Source organism: Stackebrandtia soli (assembly GCF_965137155.1).
GTDB classification, from domain to species: Bacteria; Actinomycetota; Actinomycetes; order Mycobacteriales; family Micromonosporaceae; genus Stackebrandtia; species Stackebrandtia soli.
Window position 1 is genome coordinate 1 of the sequence record NZ_CBCRZX010000033.1, and the last position, 16241, is coordinate 16241.

Here is a 16241-nt window from a genome sequence, read left to right on the forward strand (position 1 = left end):
GTCGATTCAGGGGCAGGTGATCAATCTTCTTGAGGAGCTTCAGGATGAGTTGGGTCTGTCCTATATTTTCATCGCGCATGATTTGTCGGTGGTTCGTCATATCGCCGACCGCGTCGCGGTCATGTACCTCGGGCGTGTGGCCGAGGTAGGTACCGAGGACGACGTCTACGAGAACTCCATGCATCCGTATACGCAGGCGTTGTTGTCGGCGGTGCCGGTGCCGGATCCGTCGTTGCGTGGTCAGCGGGTGGAGATCGTGTTGGAGGGGGATGTGCCGTCGCCGGCGAATCCTCCGTCGGGGTGTCGGTTNCGGACGCGGTGTTTCAAGGCGCGTGAGGAGTGGGCGAAGACGGCGTCTGATGAGGACAAGGAGACCGTCCCGGCCGCCGAACAGGCCCCCGACATCTGCAAGAACGACATTCCCGAGCCCGTCGTTCGCGAGAACGGCAACCACCCGGTGGCCTGTCACTTCGCGCAGAAGAAGGACGTCATCCACGCCGTCGACTAGCGGCTCCGCTTAGAGCTCGACGAACTGAACACGCGGATCGGACGATGAGAGTCCGATCTGGAGGCTCGACCGAACCGGTCCGCACTCCTTCGGGAGCGCGGGCCGGTTCGTCGTGGTGCCCGCTCTCCCCGATCGGATGTCGAGTCCGGATCGGGGCCGACATCCGGCGATTCATTGGGCCACCGAGGATCCGGCCCCCGTGCGGGCCGAGCTCCACACGTGCGAGCCGCCACGCCTGCCCTGACACGCGTCTCGCGGGACCTGGGATAGGACGGCACTACCTCTAGAATCGGCAGCCATGACGCGGAATCGATGGTTGGGCGCGGCGATGATGGGGGCGGGGGCCCTGCTCGGGGCGATCGCGGGTTCGACGTGGGTGCGCCGGAACTTCGTGGTGATCACAGTGGATGGCATGAGCATGTCGCCCGCCCTGTACCCCGGCCAGAAGGTGTTGGTGCGACGGGGGGTCGCCGGCGTCTCGCGGGGTCGCATCGTCGTGGTCGCCGAACCCGATCCCGAGACGGGATGGTCGGGGCCTCCCCCGAAGGAGGTCGACCTGGCCGGTGAGGGCTGGTGCATCAAGCGCGTCGCCGCCGTCTCCGGGGAACCGTTCCCCGCGAGACTGGGGCGGCACGGCCAGGTCCCGGATGGTCACGTCATCGTGCTCGGCGACCATCCTCGAAGCCGCGATTCCGTGCAGTACGGTCCATGCCCGATCGACCGCGTGCTCGGGGTTCAGGTGCGCAAGTTGTCCACACAGGAGACGCCGACCGAGGTCGCCGTCGTGTAGCCGGGAATCCGTCGCTCCGAAAGAGGCGGCGACGGCGGGCGTCCGGTACGGATGGCCGGCGACCAAGGTCCGTTGGGCTCGCGATCCCTTGGCCGGTCGTGGATCCGGCGACATCCGTCCGACCGCCTCGCACGTTCGGGGCGAGGCGACGGACGGTCCTGGGCGTGGGAATCCTTCGTCGCACGGCTCGGGGTGGAGGGGTCGGTCCTCGACGCCCCCGCGTGCCGGATTACGGTGCAGGGGCGCCGACCACGCCGTGAAGCGTCGGAAACCGAGTTCCCACAACCGTTTCAGGCGGCCAGGGCGCGTTCGAGGTCGGCCCAGAGGTCATCCACGTCTTCCAGACCGATCGACAGGCGCAGCATGGCCGAGGTGACGCCTCCGGCCTCCCGATCGATCTCGTCGACGACGCGATGCGTCAACGACGCCGGGTGCTGGATGAGGGTGTCCACGCTGCCGAGGCTGACGGCCGGCGTGACGAGCCGGACCGCGGAGACGACCCGCGCCGCGTCCCCGGTGACGTCGAACGACAGCAGCGCGCCGCCGCCGTCCATCTGCTTCGGACGGTCCCGGTCGAGACCCGGGTAGTACACGCGGGCCACGCGGTCGTGCTCGCCGAGCCGACGTGCCAGCTCCTCCGCCGTGGCCTGTTGCGCGCGTACCCGCAGCGGCAGGGTGGTGAGTCCCCGATGCAGTAGATAGCCGCCGAGCGGATGCAGGACCGCCCCGGTCACGACGCGGATCTGGCGTACCCGTGCCGCGAACTCCTCGGCGCAGCAGACGACGCCGCCGAGGACGTCGCCGTGCCCGCCGAGGAACTTGGTGGCACTGTGGACGACGACCGCCGCGCCGTGCTCGATGGGGCGTTGCAGCACCGGTGTCGCGACGGTGTTGTCCACCAGGAGCGGTACGTTCCCGCAGTCCTCGGCGAGTTTCGCGATGTCGATCTCCACGAGCGTCGGATTCGCGGGGGTCTCGATCACGACGAGGCCGGTGTCCGGCCGGATCGCGGCGGCGACGCCCTCGGGCTCGACCCAGTCGACGCTGGTGCCCAGGAGCCCGGAGTTCAGGAGGTGATCGCTGCCGCCGTACAGCGGGCGGACGGCGACGACGTGCGGCCGGCCGGCGTGGGCGACCGCGAGCAGACACGCCGACAGGGCAGCCATGCCGCTGCCGAACGCGACCGCGGCGTCCGCCGTCTCCAACGCGGCGATCGCGGTCTCGAATCGGGCGACGGTCGGATTGTGGAGCCGTGAGTACAGGGGTGATCCGGGCGGTTGACCGCCGGCGGCGAACGCGGCGATGCGGTCCGCTTCCAGGCCACAGTCGACGGCCGGATACGTCGTGGACAGGTCGAGCGGGGGAGCGTGCACGCCGAGGTCGAGCAGGTCGTCGCGCCCGGCGTGGACGGCTCTGGTGCTGAGGGAGTGCGTCATGACGTCAGGATGGCGACAGGTGCGGTCGAACAGGCGATCGTCCGAATAATATTCGGTTCATGGCCGAAAGCATCAGCATGGATTCGGTGGACCTGACGATTCTTCGGGTTTTGCAGAACGATGCCCGGACGACGAACCGCGACCTCGCGGCGGCCGCCGGGATCGCCCCGTCGACGTGCATGGACCGGGTCGCGCGGCTGCGCGCGGCGGGCGTGATCATCGGATACACCGTGCGCCTCGATCCGGCCCGGCTGGGCCGTGGGCTCCAGGCCTTCCTGGCCGTCACGCTGCGTCCGCATCGCCGTCCGGTCGTCGCCGGTTTCGTCGCGGCCGTGCGCGCGTTGCCCCAGGTGCGGGCGCTTTACCACGTGACCGGGCGCGAGGACTTCCTCGTGCACGTGGCCGTCACGGACGTCTCGGATCTCCAGCGGGTCGTGCTCGACGAGTTCACGGCGCGAACCGAGGTGGCGTCGGTGACGACGAACCTGATCTACGAGGAGTGGCCGGGGCCGCCGTTGTTGCCCGCCGAATCTCGCTGACGCGCATCACAGGTCGGTGGCTCCGGCGTCGTCGCGCAGCCGGGCCACGACGCGCGCCAGCGTCTCCGTGAAGCGATCGACGTCCTCCTCGGTGACGCCCGGATGCAGGGAAACGCGAATGCTTCCGGTCGCCAGCACGCCCATCTCCTCGAGCACGTGTGACGGGCGCAGCCGCGACGCCGAGCAGGCCGAACCCGCCGAGACGGCGAACCCCTCCCGGTCCAGCTCGAGCATGAGCGGTTCGCCGCTCTCGAACGGATAGGAGAAGGTGACGATGTGCGGCAGCCGGTCCTCCGGGTCGCCCACGACCTCCACATAGGGCACCACGGCGGGGACCTCGTGTCGGAGCCGGTCGACCATGGCGCGTTGCCGGTCCGTCTCGGTGTTCCGCTCCGTCTCGACCGCTCGTAGCGCCGCCGCCGCCGCGACGATCGCGGGTATGTCGAGCCCGCCGGGCGTCTCGGCCCGGTGCCCGTCGAAACCGTCGGGGCTGTGCCACCGGACCCCCTTGCGAATCGCGAGCACGCCGACGCCCGACGGACCTCCCCACTTGTGCGCGCTGGCGGCGAGGATCGACCAGTGGTCGCCGACGGCGTCGTGTCCGAGGCTGGCGGCCGCGTCGACGAACAGTGGAGCGCCTTCGACGACCTCCGCGATCCGCGCGATCGGTTGCCGCGTGCCGACCTCGTGGTTGGCGCTCTGTACGGCGACGAGCGCGACGTCTCCCTCGGCGACGGCCGCCTCGATCGCGTCGACGTCGACGCGACCGGTTCGCGACACCCCGATCGACGTGCGCCTTCCCCCGGCGTCGGTGTGCAGGGCGGCCGCCCGCAGGACCGCCGAGTGCTCGACGGCGCCGTGCACCAGGACGTCTCCCCGGCGGCGGTTCGCCGACAACGCCCCGGCGATGCCGGTGGCGATCGCGGCCGTGCCGTTGGCGGTGAACGACACCTCGGGCGCGGTGACTCCGAGCACGTCGGCGACCGTCTCGCGGGCCGCGTCGAGGAGTCGCCGGGCCGCCCGGCCACGTCCATATAGGCGTGACGGGTCGTGCCAGCCGTCGTCCGCGGCGGCCTGGAGTGCCTGGTGAGCGACCGGATGCAGAGGCGCGGCGGTGGCCGCGTCGAGATAAATGGAGGTCATTGCCCTATTCAACGACACGCTGTCGAAGAACGCACCCCCCTGGCCCCACAACAGCGCCGCCGCCAAGTAGGCTCACACCCGTCTCGCCAGTGCGGAGAGGTGTGGTGTGCCCACACTGTACCGCAACAGTGACTGCCCAGAAAGGCTTGAGCAGGTGGTCGAAAGCCAGTCGTCTGCGGCTTCGCGCAAGGCGCGCCGCACCCTCGGTATCGCCGTCTCCCTCGGCATGCTCGTGCCCTTGTTGGCCGGATGCACCGTCTCGGATGCCTTCGCCTTCGGGTGGCCACAGCGCTTGCCGACTCCACAGTCGGAACAGATGTTCAACATGTGGATCGGTTCGGCGATCGCCGCCCTCGCCGTCGGGGTCTTCGTGTGGGGCCTCATCTTCTGGTGCGTCATCCGCTACCGCAAGAAGAGCGACGAGCTTCCGGTGCAGACGCGCTACAACCTGCCGATCGAGATGCTGTTCACGGTGACGCCGTTCGTCGTCATCGCGGTGCTGTTCTACTTCACCGCCGTGATCCAGACCGACGTCAACAAGATCAGCGAGAACCCCGACCGCGAGATCACCTTGACGGCGTTCAAGTGGAACTGGGAGTTCTCCTACCCGGAGACCGACCCCGACGGTGACGGCCCCGGGCGTCCGGTCGCGACGGTCGGCAACAGCGACTACATTCCCGTGCTGGTGGTTCCCACCGACGAGACCATCCTCTTCACGGAGGTCTCCAACGACGTCATTCACTCGTTCTGGGTGCCGGACCTGCTGTTCAAGCGCGATGTCATGCCGGGCTTCAACAACCAGTTCGAGGTCACGATCACGCAGGAGGGCGCGTACGTCGGACGTTGCGCCGAGCTCTGCGGGGCGTACCACTCGATGATGAACTTCGAACTGCGCGCGGTGTCCAGCGAGGACTACGACGAGTTCCTGGCCCACCGCGTGGACGGCATGTCGACGCCGGAGGCGCTGGAGGCCATCGGCCAGGAGCCGTTCGCGACGACGACGAAGCCGTTCGACACCAAGCCCAACTCGGGCAAGGCGAGCTAGAGGATCACCGATGAAGACTGAGTCGCACATCTTCGGAATTTTCACGGCCTGCATGTACCTGTTCGCCGGCATCTACGGCTGGTGGACCTGGTACGACGGCGGCACCATCGAGTACATCGGTTTCGTCGCGCTGATCCTGACGGGAACCCTGACCGCGATGTGCTGGGGCTTCTTCGCCTTCATCGCCAGGCGGATGGACCTCCGGCCCGAGGACCGCGCCGACGGCGAGATCGCCGACGCCGCCGGTGAGGTCGGATTCTTCTCTCCCGGAAGCTACTGGCCCTTCGGCGTCGCGCTGTGCGCGTCCGTCACGGGTATCGGTGTCGTGTTCTGGCAGTGGTGGATCATCGCGATCGGCGGCATCGCCGTCATCGTCTCGGCGAGTGGCCTGATCTTCGAGTACTACACCGGAACCCGCAAACTCGGACCCCAATAGTCTCTGGGTTCTCTCCGTCGGCAATGCTTCATCCACCAATGGTTTCTTATCCATTGGTGGATGAGTCGTTTGTGCATCCGCCAATGGCAGCCACCGGTACGCGAGCACGCTTAGGTCATAATGGACGGAGAAATCTCATGAGCTACCCGCCACCAGGCGGACAGTATCCCGACCCCAACCAGCAGCCCGGTGGTTACCAGGGCCAGCCGGGTTACGGTCAGCAACCGGGGTACGGCCAGCAGCCCGGATACGGTCAACAGCCGGGTCACGGTCAGACTCCTCAGTCTGGCTATGGCCAGCAGCCCAACTACTCGCCGCAGGGACAGCCGGGTGGATATCAGCAGCAGCCCGGCTATGGCGGTCAGTCGCCGAGCTTCCTGCCGCCGCAGCAGCCGCAGAAGAGCAAGACTCCCCTGTTCATCGGTCTCGGTGTGGGTGGCCTCGTTCTGATCGGCGTCGTCGTCGTGCTCGTTCTGACTCTGGGCGGGGGCGGCTCTCCGAGCGGTGTCGTCGACGACTACCTCAACGCCTCCACCGTCGAGGAGATCAACGACCTGTCGTGCGATGCGCAGCAGATCGACCCGGCGACGGTCGAGAACCTCGGCGACGTCGTTCCGTCCCAGGCGGAGGGAACCGAGGTCAGCTGGACCCTCGGCGACGAGACGATCGACGGCGACAATGCCAGCGTCCCGGTGAATGCCACTGTGGATGGTGAGCCGATGACGATCACCTTCGAGCTGATTCAGGAAGACGGTTGGAAGGTCTGCGGCTTCGACTTCGAACTGTAGTCGCCGTCCTTCACGCGACGGATCGATCGCGCCGGTTCTAGGCGCCGTCGGCCCGCGTCGTCGGAACTCCCGCATACGACACGGGTATGTGGGAGTTCTCCGTCTTCTCGAGTGACGCCCTGCCACGCGCCGCGCGCGAGTGTCGGGGTGACGGGGCACTCTCCAAGAGCTGTAGGTGGGGCACGCGGAATGCCCGCGGGCCCCACCCTCATATCCAGGAGCCATGTCTTGAGCAACCCCTCGCAAGGACAGCGACTCGATTCCGACGGTGAGCCCGACGGCCTGACACCACCCGCGAAGAAGAAGGCTCCACTGTTCTTCGGGGTCGGCGCGATGGTCGTTCTCGTCGCCGTGCTCATCACCATCGCGCTGACACTCGTCGGCGGCAACGGTTCCCCGAGTCAGGTGGTCGAGGAGTACTTCGACGCGACCACCGTCGACGAGGTCAACGCGTTGACGTGCCGAGACCATCGGTCCGACCCGGCGACCACCGAGGTCGGCGACCTGATTCCCACCGACACCGAGGACGTCGACCTCAGCTGGGAGATCGGGGACGAGCGGATCACCGGCGAACGGGCGACCGTGCCGGTCGTCGTCACGGGGGAGGCGGACGATTCGCTGACCCTCGCGGTTCAGCTGATCCAGGAAGACGGCTGGAAGGTCTGCGGCTTCGACTTCGAATAGTGACTCCGGGTGGGCCCAGGGCTCGCTCTCCGCTGGCTCACCCCACACATGTACATCCGTTGGCGGGTGCCCGTTAAGGTCAGCGCATGCCAACTCTGATGACGGGTTCCCCGGGCGGCTCCCGATGACTTATCCCGGTTCCCCCCAGTCCTTTCCGGGTCAGCCCATACCGGTCGGCGTCAAGCCGGGAAAATCCCGCGCCAGCATGAACATCATCCGCGTCGCGATCGCCGTCAGCCTGGCGGCCATTGTGGGCATGGTCCTCGTGTTCGTTCTCAAACCGACCTCGTCGACGCCCACGGAGGTCCTCGAGGTCTACCTCGCGGCGCAGAAGAGCGCCGATCTGAAGGCGCAGTACGACTACCTGTGCGCGGAGAACCAGGAGAAGCGACGGGCCGAATGGGGTGGCACGGAACCGCCTCAGGCAGAGATCGACGAACTGAAGTCCCGTATCCGGTACGAGTACACGATCGACCCGGAGTCCGAACGCATCGACGGGGATCACGCGACCGTCGACGCCGTGGTGACCCTCGAGGACGAGCAGGGCGCCGACACCGCCGACATCACCTACCCGCTGGTCTGGGAGAACGAGGCCTGGAAGCTGTGCGGCAAGGCGGATGTCCGAGTGCGAGACAAGTAGTAAGTTACTTTACCGCCACTTAACGTGACCATTGTCAGGATGGTCACATGGCCTCGTACACACTGCTTCCCGGACTGTCCATGTCGCTCATCACCGAGCACGCACTTCGTCTGGGGGCGGACCCGGAGACGGCCGTGACGGTCCACCACTCGGGTGGTCGCATGACCGACCTCATCAACGCGCTTCGCGCCTGGAACGATCATGGCGGCTATCTCCGTGCCGCTGAGCGCCTCGGAGTTCCGCGAGACGAGGCGGAGGACCTGTGGTGGCTGCTGCGGAGCCGCCACCTGCTCGTCGCCGCCGACGCCCTGCCCGGGAGCGGGGCCGGCGGTATCCTCGCCGTCTCTCAGGAGGCGCTGGCATTGGCGTACCGCCGGGATTCCTCGGCGGGTACGGTCCTGGCCCGACGTCGCGGTCATCGCGTGCTCGTCAACGGGGCGGGGGAGTTGTCGGCGCGTTTGTGCGAGGAACTCCGACGATCCGGGGTGGGTCGAGTGTGGAGCGGTGCCGACCACCGCCATGGAATCCCGACTTTCAGCATCGTGGTGAACGCCTCGCAGCCCCCGTCCCTGACCGCCAAGGCGCACCGCCGTCGCGGCTTGCCACACCTCGTCGTCGACAGCCTCGAAGGAAGCGTCTATATCGGACCGCTGGTGGTGCCCGGGCGCACACCGTGCATCCACTGTGTCGAACTTCATTGCCGTGACGAGCACCCCGAGTGGAGCCGAGCTCGATTCGGGGAGGCGCCGGACACCACGGTGGAGGCCGCGCTCGAGGCGTTGGCCGTCGCCGTCACCACGACGCTGGCGCTGCAACACATCGACGGCGAGGTCGTGGACGGTCCGACCACGTTGCGGATGCGTCCCTCGATGTCAATGCGCCGCCGCGAATGGCCCGTCCACCCGCTCTGTCGCTGCGTGGATCAAACCGCCACGACCGGGACAACGCGCATCGGAGCGGCGCCGTTGGCGGCTCTCGTCGGCTGAACCTCAGAGGTTGTCCCGTTGACCGGTGGATCGGTTCCGGTGGCGTCGCGGTGTTCAGGGTCGAACGCTGGGACGCTTCGACGGTCATCGTCGCCTCGTTGAAGCTCCTTCGCGGTGCTTCGGTACGCCAGAAGGCATGGCCGACACCGGTATGCCAGAACTTCCCCGCCTCACAGGATCTGAGGAACGAGACGACCTCTAGTCCTCGAAGCCGATCGCGAAGGTCGACTCCAGGTCGTGCTTGGAGTACGCGCGGAACGCGATGTGCGTGTCGGTGTCGGCGACCCCGTCCACCTTGCTGATGCCGCCCGCGATGACGTCGGCGATCTGATCGAAGTCCCGCACTCGAACCACGGCGATGAGGTCGACCGCACCGGCCGTTGAGTACACCTCGCTCACGCCCGGAAGCTCGGCGATGGCCTGAGCCACCTCGGGAATCGAATCGGTGGCGCACTCGATGAGCACGATCGCGGTGATCACTGTCGCGGACTCCTTCGCTGGTGGGCGCTGAACGGGTCGACTCTAACCCGGCCACTCAGTCCTGACGCGCGGCGAGCGGGTAGTCCGCGTACGGACCGAGTTCGTAGTGGGCGAGGAGTCGGGCGGCGGCGACCGTGATCGGCGGCAGGGCCGACACGGGCCACCACTGCGCCTCCCACACCTCGGCGCCGTCCACGAACAACTCGACCTCCTCGGGCGCGACATGCGCCACGAACACGGTGTCGACCCAACGCCCTCGCGTGTGGACGACCGCGTTCGGCGTGGCCGCTCGCACGGCCGAACGGTCCAGCACGATGCCGGTCTCCTCCGCGAGCTCCCGCACCGCGGTCTCCTCGGGGCGCTCGCCCCGGTCCAGCAAACCGGCGGGAAGGCCCCAACCGAAGCCCGGGGGTTGCTTGAGCAACAGGATGGACGACTCATCGGGCGAGAAGACGAGAATGACGGCGCCCAGTGTGTACGTGGGGGTCGCCAACCGCACGAGGCGGCGCTTCACCGACTTCGGGAGGAGATAGAAGCCCCGGTACGCGAGAGACCTCAATATCGATGTCGGTCTACGGGTGGCGGCCGGGCGGTCGGTCATCCGATCAGCCTAGAGGTTGTCCCGTGCCCCGGCAACGGGCGGCACGCGCCCACAATCGACGCCGCCTCAGGCGTTGGCGACGGCGACCCAGGACTCCAGGACCCGTGCCACGGCACCCGAGTCGAGCGCCGTCACGGCCCGCTCGATGCCGCGTCGCAGCGCCCCGGGCAGGTCGTCGGTGATGTCGGTGTCCAGCCCCTCATAGGCCGCGATCGCCGCGGCGGCGTTCAACACGACCGCGTCGCGCACTGGACCGAGTTCGCCGTCGAACACCTCCCGCGCGACCCTCGAGTTGTACGCGGCGGTGTCTCCGACGAGCGCGGACAGCGGCGCACGCGGAAGATCGAGCTCCCGGGCGTCGACGAGATGTTCGGTGACCTGACCGTTTGAGACCAACCACACGCGGCTCACGTCGGAGATCGTCATCTCATCGAGACCGTCCTCACCACGGACGACGAGCGCGCTCGCCCCGCGGTCGGCGAGGACCGACGCCATCACCGGCGCCATGCGCACGTCGGCGCAGCCGATCGCCCCGGCCCGCGGTTGTGCCGGGTTGCTCAGCGGCCCAAGGAAGTTGAAGGCCGTCGGAATCCCGAGTTCCCGGCGGGGGGCGGCGGCGTGCCGCATCCCGGGGTGGAAGCGTGCGGCGAAGCAGAAGCCGATGCCGGCCTCCTCGACGCACCGCGTCACGGCCTGCGGGCCCAGGTTGAGCGGGATCCCGAGCACCTCCAGCAGGTCGGCCGACCCGCATGTCGACGAGGCCGCGCGGTTGCCGTGCTTGACGACGGGAACGCCCGACCCGGCGACGACCATCGAAGCCATTGTGGAGATATTGACGGTGTGCGATCGATCGCCACCGGTGCCCACGACGTCGGCGCAGTCGTAACCGAGCTTGAGTCGTTCCGTTCGCGCGAGCATCGCCGCGACCAGGCCCGTCATCTCCTCGGCGGTCTCGCCCTTGGCGCGCAGGAGGACCGCGAACGCGGCCAGCTGGGCGGACGAAGCCTCCCCTGACATCACCTCGGTCATCACCCAGTCGGTCGCCTCGGCGGGCAGCGCCCGGCGCTCCAGCAACTCGGACAGGACTCGCGGCCAGCTGTACTCGACCATTGCCGAAACTCCTCTAACGGTCTGCGGTCGGTGATGTGGGGAGTGGACGAGCGGGTGTTCGTCGCCGGGCCTCAGCGGGTGACGCTGGAGCGGGAGCGCAGCAGCTCCACGACCTCGGCGCCGGTGCGGATCGGGTCGAGCGGGTGCATGAGCGTCGCGTCGGCGCGGGACCAGGCGGCGAGCCACTTGTCGGCGGCGCGCGCCAGGACGAGGCAGGTCAGCGGCGGGTTGTCGAACTCGTCGGGCAGCTGACGGGCGATGCCCATGCCTCCAGCGGGTTGCGCCTCGCCGTCGAGAAGGATCAGGTCGATCTCGAAGGTGTCGATCAGCCGTACCGCCTCGTCGTAGCCCGACGCCTCCAGGTACTCGATGGACACGTCCGGCACGGGGCGGTCCCCAATGGCCGAGCGCATGCCGTCGCGCACCTTCGGTTTGTCGCTGTAGAGAAGAACGGTGTAGGTGCTGTTCATGAACGAAACCTTCACATGCCAGAGGTCAACGGTCGAGCGCGCCCCCGTGCGCCGGGCGAGCGCGGTGTCCTGATCGGTGGCGTCGTCCGGCGACGCCGCCCCACCGAGCGGGCACTGTCTCCTGCGAGCGTACCGCCACGACGACGTCGATCCTCGCGACCCGACGCGCTCGCCCTTGGTAACGGTCCGGTCGCCGTATCGTGGCCGAGGTGGCCGTACGCTGGGGTTTGGCTCGAACCTCTGCGGCGACACGCGGAGCATCCGCCCCCCGCCACACGTCGTAGAAGATCGGCGGCAATAATGACCGCGTGACTGCGGCTGAAGCCACCATTGATCCCAGGCGAATCCATTCCCTGACACGACCCAACATGGTCAGTGTCGGCACGATCGTCTGGCTGTCCAGCGAACTGATGTTTTTCGCTGCGTTGTTCGCGATGTACTTCTCGATCCGCGCGGCGGCACCCGAACTATGGGCTGAACACACCCCGCACCTGGATGTCGGGTACGCGGTGGTGTTCACCTTGATACTCATCGCCTCGTCGTTCACGTGCCAGATGGGCGTGTTCGCCGCCGAACGCGGTGACGTCCACGGGTTGCGACGTTGGTTCACCCTCACATTCGTGATGGGCCTGATCTTCGTGCTCGGGCAGGCGAACGAGTATCGGACCTTGGTCTCCGAAGGACTGACGATCAGTACCGACGGCTACGGCTCCATGTTCTACCTGACGACCGGGTTCCATGGTCTGCACGTCGCCGGTGGTCTTGTCGCCTTCGTCATCTACTTGATCCGAACCACCATGGGCCGGTTCACGCCCGCGCAGGCGACCTCCGCCATCGTCGTGTCCTACTACTGGCACTTCGTTGATGTCGTCTGGATCGCGTTGTTCGCCATGATCTACTTCCTGAAGTGACTGGCCGCCCGGGCGACCGGGCACTGTGGAGCACACCAACTACATGAGATTCCGGCGCACGCCGCCGAACTAACCGAAAAGGTGAGGCAAAAACCGTGGCTGCACCAACCAGACGCCGACACCGGTGGCGGAAACGCCTCGGCACGCTTGCCCGTTTCGTGGGTGCGCTCGCCCTGGTGGGCGGTGTGTATACGGCCTTCGCCCCCGGTATCTACGCCGATGAGAGCACCGAGTCGCTGACGCAGCTGGCCGAAGAGGGCAAGGACCTCTTCGACACGAGCTGTATCACCTGTCACGGCCCCAACGCCCAGGGCGTCGAGGGGCGCGGCCCCAGCCTCATCGGAATCGGTTCCGCCGCCGTCGAGTTCCAGGTCAACTCCGGCCGCATGCCGATGGCGCGACAGGATGCGCAGGCGGTCCGCAAGGACCCGGTGTTCACCCCCGCTCAGGCCGAGGCCATCGCCGCTTACATCCAGCAGCTCGGTGGCGGCCCAGAGAGTCCCGACCAGGCCGACTTGGACGAGATGATCGCCAACGCCGACCTCGCCGACGGTGGTGCGCTGTTCCGCGTCAACTGTTCGAGCTGTCATGGTTTCGGTGCCGGTGGTGGCGCGCTCTCCAGCGGGAAGTTCGCGCCCTCGTTGGCCAATGTGTCCACGATGGACATTTACCAGGCGATGTTGACCGGGCCGCAGAACATGCCCGTGTTCGGTGACGCGCAGCTGACTCCTGACGAGAAGGCCGCCGTCATCGCCTACATCGAGTACGTCAACACCGACCAGGATCCCGGCGGTTGGGGTCTGGGCCGTTTCGGCCCGTCCACTGAGGCCCTCGCGATCTTCCTCGTGGGCATCGCCTCCCTGGCCGTCGCTACTCTGTGGATTGCGGGGAAGTCTTAAACCATGAGTGCGGATAACCACGATTCGCGCGACGCGGACGCGGTCGACGTGACCGATCCGAAGCTGACGAAGTTCGAGATCGTCAAGGAGGGTCTGCGCCGCGACGGCATCGAGATCCTTCACTACGAACCGGCTTTCGCGCAGCCCGGGACCAAGGCCGAACGTCGCATCGAACGCACGATCGCGTTCTTCTTCGCGCTCGCGGGGTTGGGTGCCCTCGGCTTCGTCGCCGTGTACGCGTTCTGGCCGTGGGAGTACGAGTACGGCGGCGCCTCGGTGATGAGCAAGTGGTACACGCCGATGCTCGGCCTGTGCCTCGGACTCGCCCTCGCCGGCCTCGGCATCGGCATCCTCACCTGGTCGAAGAAGCTGCTGCCGGTCGAGGAACTCGTTCAGGACCGGCACGACGGCGGCTCCACCGAGGAGAACAAGATCCTCGCGGGTGCCACCGTCAGCCACATGGTCGACGAGATCGGCATCAAGCGTCGTCCGCTGTTGAAGCGCGCGTTGTTGTTCGGTTCGGCCCCGCTCGGCCTCGCCGCGATCGCGCCGCTCGGCGCGCTGCTGGTCGACCCGAAGGACGACCTGTACATCACGGGCTTCAACGGCGACCGCTTCAACGACGGTCACCCCGTCCGGCTCATGCTGCAGGACGGCACGCTCGTACGTCCGGACATGGTGAGCGTCGGCGGTCAGATCACGGTCTTCCCGGCGATCCCCGGCGGTGCGACCAACGTCCACGCGGACTCTCCGACGCTGCTGATCCACCTGCGCGACGCGGACGCCCAAGTGGCCCGGGAGAACGCGTACGAGATGTACGAGGGCGCCCAGTGGGGCAACTACATCGCGTACTCGAAGATCTGTACCCACCTGGGTTGCCCGGCGAGTCTCTACGAACAACAGACGAACCGACTGCTGTGCCCGTGTCACCAGTCGCAGTTCCTCATCACCGACAACGCCAAGCCGATCTTCGGCCCGGCGACGCGGCACCTGCCGCAGTTGCCGCTCGATGTCGATGAGGAGGGCTTCTTCATCGCGAAGTCGGACTTCAAGGTGCCCATCGGCCCCGCGTTTTGGGAGCGTGACTAGTACATGAAGCGTCGAAAATTCGATGTGCAACAGCTGCCCGGAAAGGTCGGCACCGAGCTCGACGACCGGTTCAAGCTGGCGTCGCCCGCGCGGAAGTTGATGACCAAGGTCTTCCCGGACCACTGGTCGTTCCTCCTGGGCGAGATCGCGTTGTTCTCGTTCATCGTGCTGCTGTTGACGGGTACCTTCCTGGCCCTGTTCTTCGAGCCGTCGATGGTCGAAGTCCACTACGACGGCAGTTACGTTCCGCTGCGCGGAATCGAGATGTCGAAGGCGTACGAGTCCACCCTGAACATCTCGTTCGACATCCGCGGTGGCCTGATCATCCGACAGATGCACCACTGGGGAGCCCTGCTCTTCATGGCGGCCATCCTCGTCCACATGGGACGTGTCTTCTTCACGGGCGCGTTCCGGAAGCCGCGTGAGACGAACTGGCTCATCGGTGTCGGCCTGTTCTTCCTCGGCTTCATGGAGGGCCTCTTCGGGTACACCATCCCCGACGACGGACTGTCCGGCACGGGTCTGCGGATCATGGGCGGCATCATGGAATCGGTGCCGCTGGTCGGATCGTGGGTGTCTCACGCCCTGTTCGGCGGGGAGTTCCCCGGAACCGTCATCATCACGCGGTTCTACATCCTCCATGTGCTGCTGATCCCCGGCATCCTGTTGGCGCTCATCGGTATCCACGTCGGTCTCGTGTTCGCCCAGAAGCACACGCAGTGGCCTGGGCCGGGACGTACCGAGCACAACGTCGTCGGCTACCGCATGTTCCCGAACTACGCCTCGAAGCAGGCCGGTTTCTTCATGCTCGTCTTCGCCGTCATCGCGTTGATGGGCGGCCTGTTCCAGATCAACCCGATCTGGTTGTTCGGTCCATACCAGTCGGCCGTCGTGTCGTCGGGTAGCCAGCCCGACTTCTACGTCATGTACCTCGACGGCCTGGTGCGACTGTTCCCCGCGTGGGAGACGAGAGCCTTCGGGTTCACGATCCCGGCGGCGTTCTGGCCAGGTGTGCTCGGCATGGGCATCGTCTCGATCATGCTCGGCGGGTACCCGTTCTTCGAGCGGCGTTTCACGAAGGACCGCGCGCACCACAACCTGTTGCAGCGCCCCCGCGACGCTCCCGCCCGCACCGGCATCGGCGCGATGATCACCTCGATGTGGCTCATCACGACCATCACCGGAGCGAACGATGTCATCGCCGACAAGTTCAACATCAGCTTGAACGCGATGACCTGGGGCGGCCGAATCGGGTTCATCGTGATTCCGCCACTGGCGTTTTACATCACGCACCGGATCTGTCTCGGTCTCCAGCAACACGACCGTGAGGTCTTGGCGCACGGCATCGAGACCGGCATCCTGAAACGGGACGCCGACGGTCGGTTCTACGAGGTGCACCAGCCACTGGCCGCGCCAGACGAACACGGCCACACCGATCTGGAGTACAACGGCTGGGTCGTTCCGAAGAAGATGAACCGGGTCGGCGCCCTTGCGCCAGCCGTCAAGGGCTTCTTCAGGCCGATCGAGCAGGTGCCGGCGAACCCCGAGATCGAAGGCGACGACGCGCGCCGCGAGGTCGGAGCCGGAAAGAACTAGAAGCGCGCCTCACCGGTATCGGTGAAACGCCACGGTGGTGGTGACGGGAAACCGTCGCCACCACCGTTTTCGTTGGGGGAGAGGAGGTCC

The 16241-nt window shown here is 66.8% G+C and carries 19 protein-coding genes and 1 pseudogene; 14 read left to right on the forward strand and 6 right to left on the reverse strand.

What is annotated here, in order from left to right; translation table 11 throughout:
* The 3 genes and pseudogenes from ACM9NP_RS17265 to ACM9NP_RS17275 all read left to right on the forward strand — a co-directional run.
* A partial coding sequence (locus ACM9NP_RS17265; RefSeq protein WP_415647794.1) for an oligopeptide/dipeptide ABC transporter ATP-binding protein occupies window positions 1–309 on the forward strand: 309 nt, incomplete at both ends.
* Window position 310: 1 nt separating this feature from the next.
* Window positions 311–508, forward strand: a pseudogene (locus ACM9NP_RS17270) (peptide ABC transporter ATP-binding protein); the annotation flags it as partial.
* A 298-nt stretch (window positions 509–806) separates the two neighbouring features.
* Window positions 807–1298: a S24/S26 family peptidase gene (locus ACM9NP_RS17275; RefSeq protein ID WP_415647751.1), complete on the forward strand. Its 492-nt coding sequence runs from the start codon at window positions 807–809 to the stop codon at window positions 1296–1298.
* Between the two features lie 290 nt (window positions 1299–1588).
* On the opposite strand, the gene ACM9NP_RS17280 is transcribed toward ACM9NP_RS17275, so the two are convergent.
* Window positions 1589–2734: a trans-sulfuration enzyme family protein gene (locus tag ACM9NP_RS17280; RefSeq protein ID WP_415647752.1), complete on the reverse strand. Its 1146-nt coding sequence runs from the start codon at window positions 2732–2734 to the stop codon at window positions 1589–1591.
* Between the two features lie 59 nt (window positions 2735–2793).
* Here ACM9NP_RS17280 and ACM9NP_RS17285 point away from each other — a divergent pair, with 59 nt between their 5' ends.
* On the forward strand, window positions 2794–3273 hold the full coding sequence (locus ACM9NP_RS17285) for an Lrp/AsnC family transcriptional regulator (protein ID WP_415647753.1): 480 nt from the start codon (window positions 2794–2796) through the stop codon (window positions 3271–3273).
* Window positions 3274–3279: 6 nt separating this feature from the next.
* Here the strand turns inward: ACM9NP_RS17285 and ACM9NP_RS17290 are convergent, their stop codons facing one another.
* Window positions 3280–4416, reverse strand: a complete 1137-nt coding sequence (locus ACM9NP_RS17290) for a cysteine desulfurase family protein (protein WP_415647754.1) — start codon at window positions 4414–4416, stop codon at window positions 3280–3282.
* Window positions 4417–4570: 154 nt separating this feature from the next.
* Between ACM9NP_RS17290 and ctaC the strand changes: the two genes are divergently transcribed.
* The 6 genes from ctaC to ACM9NP_RS17320 all read left to right on the forward strand — a co-directional run bounded on the left by ctaC (window position 4571) and on the right by ACM9NP_RS17320 (window position 8995).
* A complete protein-coding gene (ctaC, locus tag ACM9NP_RS17295; RefSeq protein WP_462933506.1) occupies window positions 4571–5461 on the forward strand; it encodes an aa3-type cytochrome oxidase subunit II in 891 nt (296 codons plus the stop codon).
* Between the two features lie 10 nt (window positions 5462–5471).
* Window positions 5472–5897, forward strand: a complete 426-nt coding sequence (locus tag ACM9NP_RS17300) for a cytochrome c oxidase subunit 4 (protein ID WP_415647755.1) — start codon at window positions 5472–5474, stop codon at window positions 5895–5897.
* A gap of 137 nt (window positions 5898–6034) precedes the next feature.
* Window positions 6035–6685, forward strand: a complete 651-nt coding sequence (locus tag ACM9NP_RS17305; RefSeq protein ID WP_415647756.1) for an Rv0361 family membrane protein — start codon at window positions 6035–6037, stop codon at window positions 6683–6685.
* A 228-nt stretch (window positions 6686–6913) separates the two neighbouring features.
* Window positions 6914–7369, forward strand: coding sequence for an Rv0361 family membrane protein (locus ACM9NP_RS17310; protein WP_415647757.1), 456 nt, complete (start codon window positions 6914–6916; stop codon window positions 7367–7369).
* 205 nt (window positions 7370–7574) lie between these two features.
* Entirely contained in the window at window positions 7575–8009 is a 435-nt protein-coding gene (locus ACM9NP_RS17315; RefSeq protein ID WP_415647758.1) for an Rv0361 family membrane protein, read from the forward strand.
* Window positions 8010–8056: 47 nt separating this feature from the next.
* Window positions 8057–8995, forward strand: coding sequence for a hypothetical protein (locus tag ACM9NP_RS17320; RefSeq protein WP_415647759.1), 939 nt, complete (start codon window positions 8057–8059; stop codon window positions 8993–8995).
* 198 nt (window positions 8996–9193) lie between these two features.
* Here ACM9NP_RS17320 and ACM9NP_RS17325 read toward each other — a convergent pair whose 3' ends face one another.
* The 4 genes from ACM9NP_RS17325 to ACM9NP_RS17340 form a co-directional block, all read right to left on the reverse strand.
* Window positions 9194–9475, reverse strand: a complete 282-nt coding sequence (locus tag ACM9NP_RS17325; RefSeq protein ID WP_415647760.1) for an Lrp/AsnC family transcriptional regulator — start codon at window positions 9473–9475, stop codon at window positions 9194–9196.
* A gap of 55 nt (window positions 9476–9530) precedes the next feature.
* Window positions 9531–10076, reverse strand: a complete 546-nt coding sequence (locus tag ACM9NP_RS17330; RefSeq protein WP_415647761.1) for an NUDIX hydrolase — start codon at window positions 10074–10076, stop codon at window positions 9531–9533.
* Window positions 10077–10142: 66 nt separating this feature from the next.
* Entirely contained in the window at window positions 10143–11186 is a 1044-nt protein-coding gene (gene trpD, locus ACM9NP_RS17335) for an anthranilate phosphoribosyltransferase (RefSeq protein WP_415647762.1), read from the reverse strand.
* Between the two features lie 71 nt (window positions 11187–11257).
* The gene (locus ACM9NP_RS17340; protein WP_415647763.1) at window positions 11258–11656 is read right to left on the reverse strand and encodes a helix-turn-helix domain-containing protein; all 399 of its coding nucleotides are present in this window, start codon (window positions 11654–11656) and stop codon (window positions 11258–11260) included.
* A 308-nt stretch (window positions 11657–11964) separates the two neighbouring features.
* Here ACM9NP_RS17340 and ctaE point away from each other — a divergent pair, with 308 nt between their 5' ends.
* The 4 genes from ctaE to qcrB all read left to right on the forward strand — a co-directional run bounded on the left by ctaE (window position 11965) and on the right by qcrB (window position 16151).
* Complete coding sequence (gene ctaE, locus ACM9NP_RS17345; RefSeq protein ID WP_415647764.1) at window positions 11965–12567, forward strand: aa3-type cytochrome oxidase subunit III; 603 nt, start codon at window positions 11965–11967, stop codon at window positions 12565–12567.
* Between the two features lie 95 nt (window positions 12568–12662).
* Window positions 12663–13466: a cytochrome bc1 complex diheme cytochrome c subunit gene (qcrC, locus tag ACM9NP_RS17350; protein ID WP_415647765.1), complete on the forward strand. Its 804-nt coding sequence runs from the start codon at window positions 12663–12665 to the stop codon at window positions 13464–13466.
* A gap of 3 nt (window positions 13467–13469) precedes the next feature.
* A complete protein-coding gene (gene qcrA / locus ACM9NP_RS17355) occupies window positions 13470–14555 on the forward strand; it encodes a cytochrome bc1 complex Rieske iron-sulfur subunit (protein WP_415647766.1) in 1086 nt (361 codons plus the stop codon).
* A gap of 3 nt (window positions 14556–14558) precedes the next feature.
* Window positions 14559–16151 (forward strand): cytochrome bc1 complex cytochrome b subunit, encoded by a 1593-nt coding sequence (gene qcrB, locus ACM9NP_RS17360; protein WP_415647767.1) that lies wholly within the window; start codon window positions 14559–14561, stop codon window positions 16149–16151.
* Window positions 16152–16241: the final 90 nt, after the last annotated feature.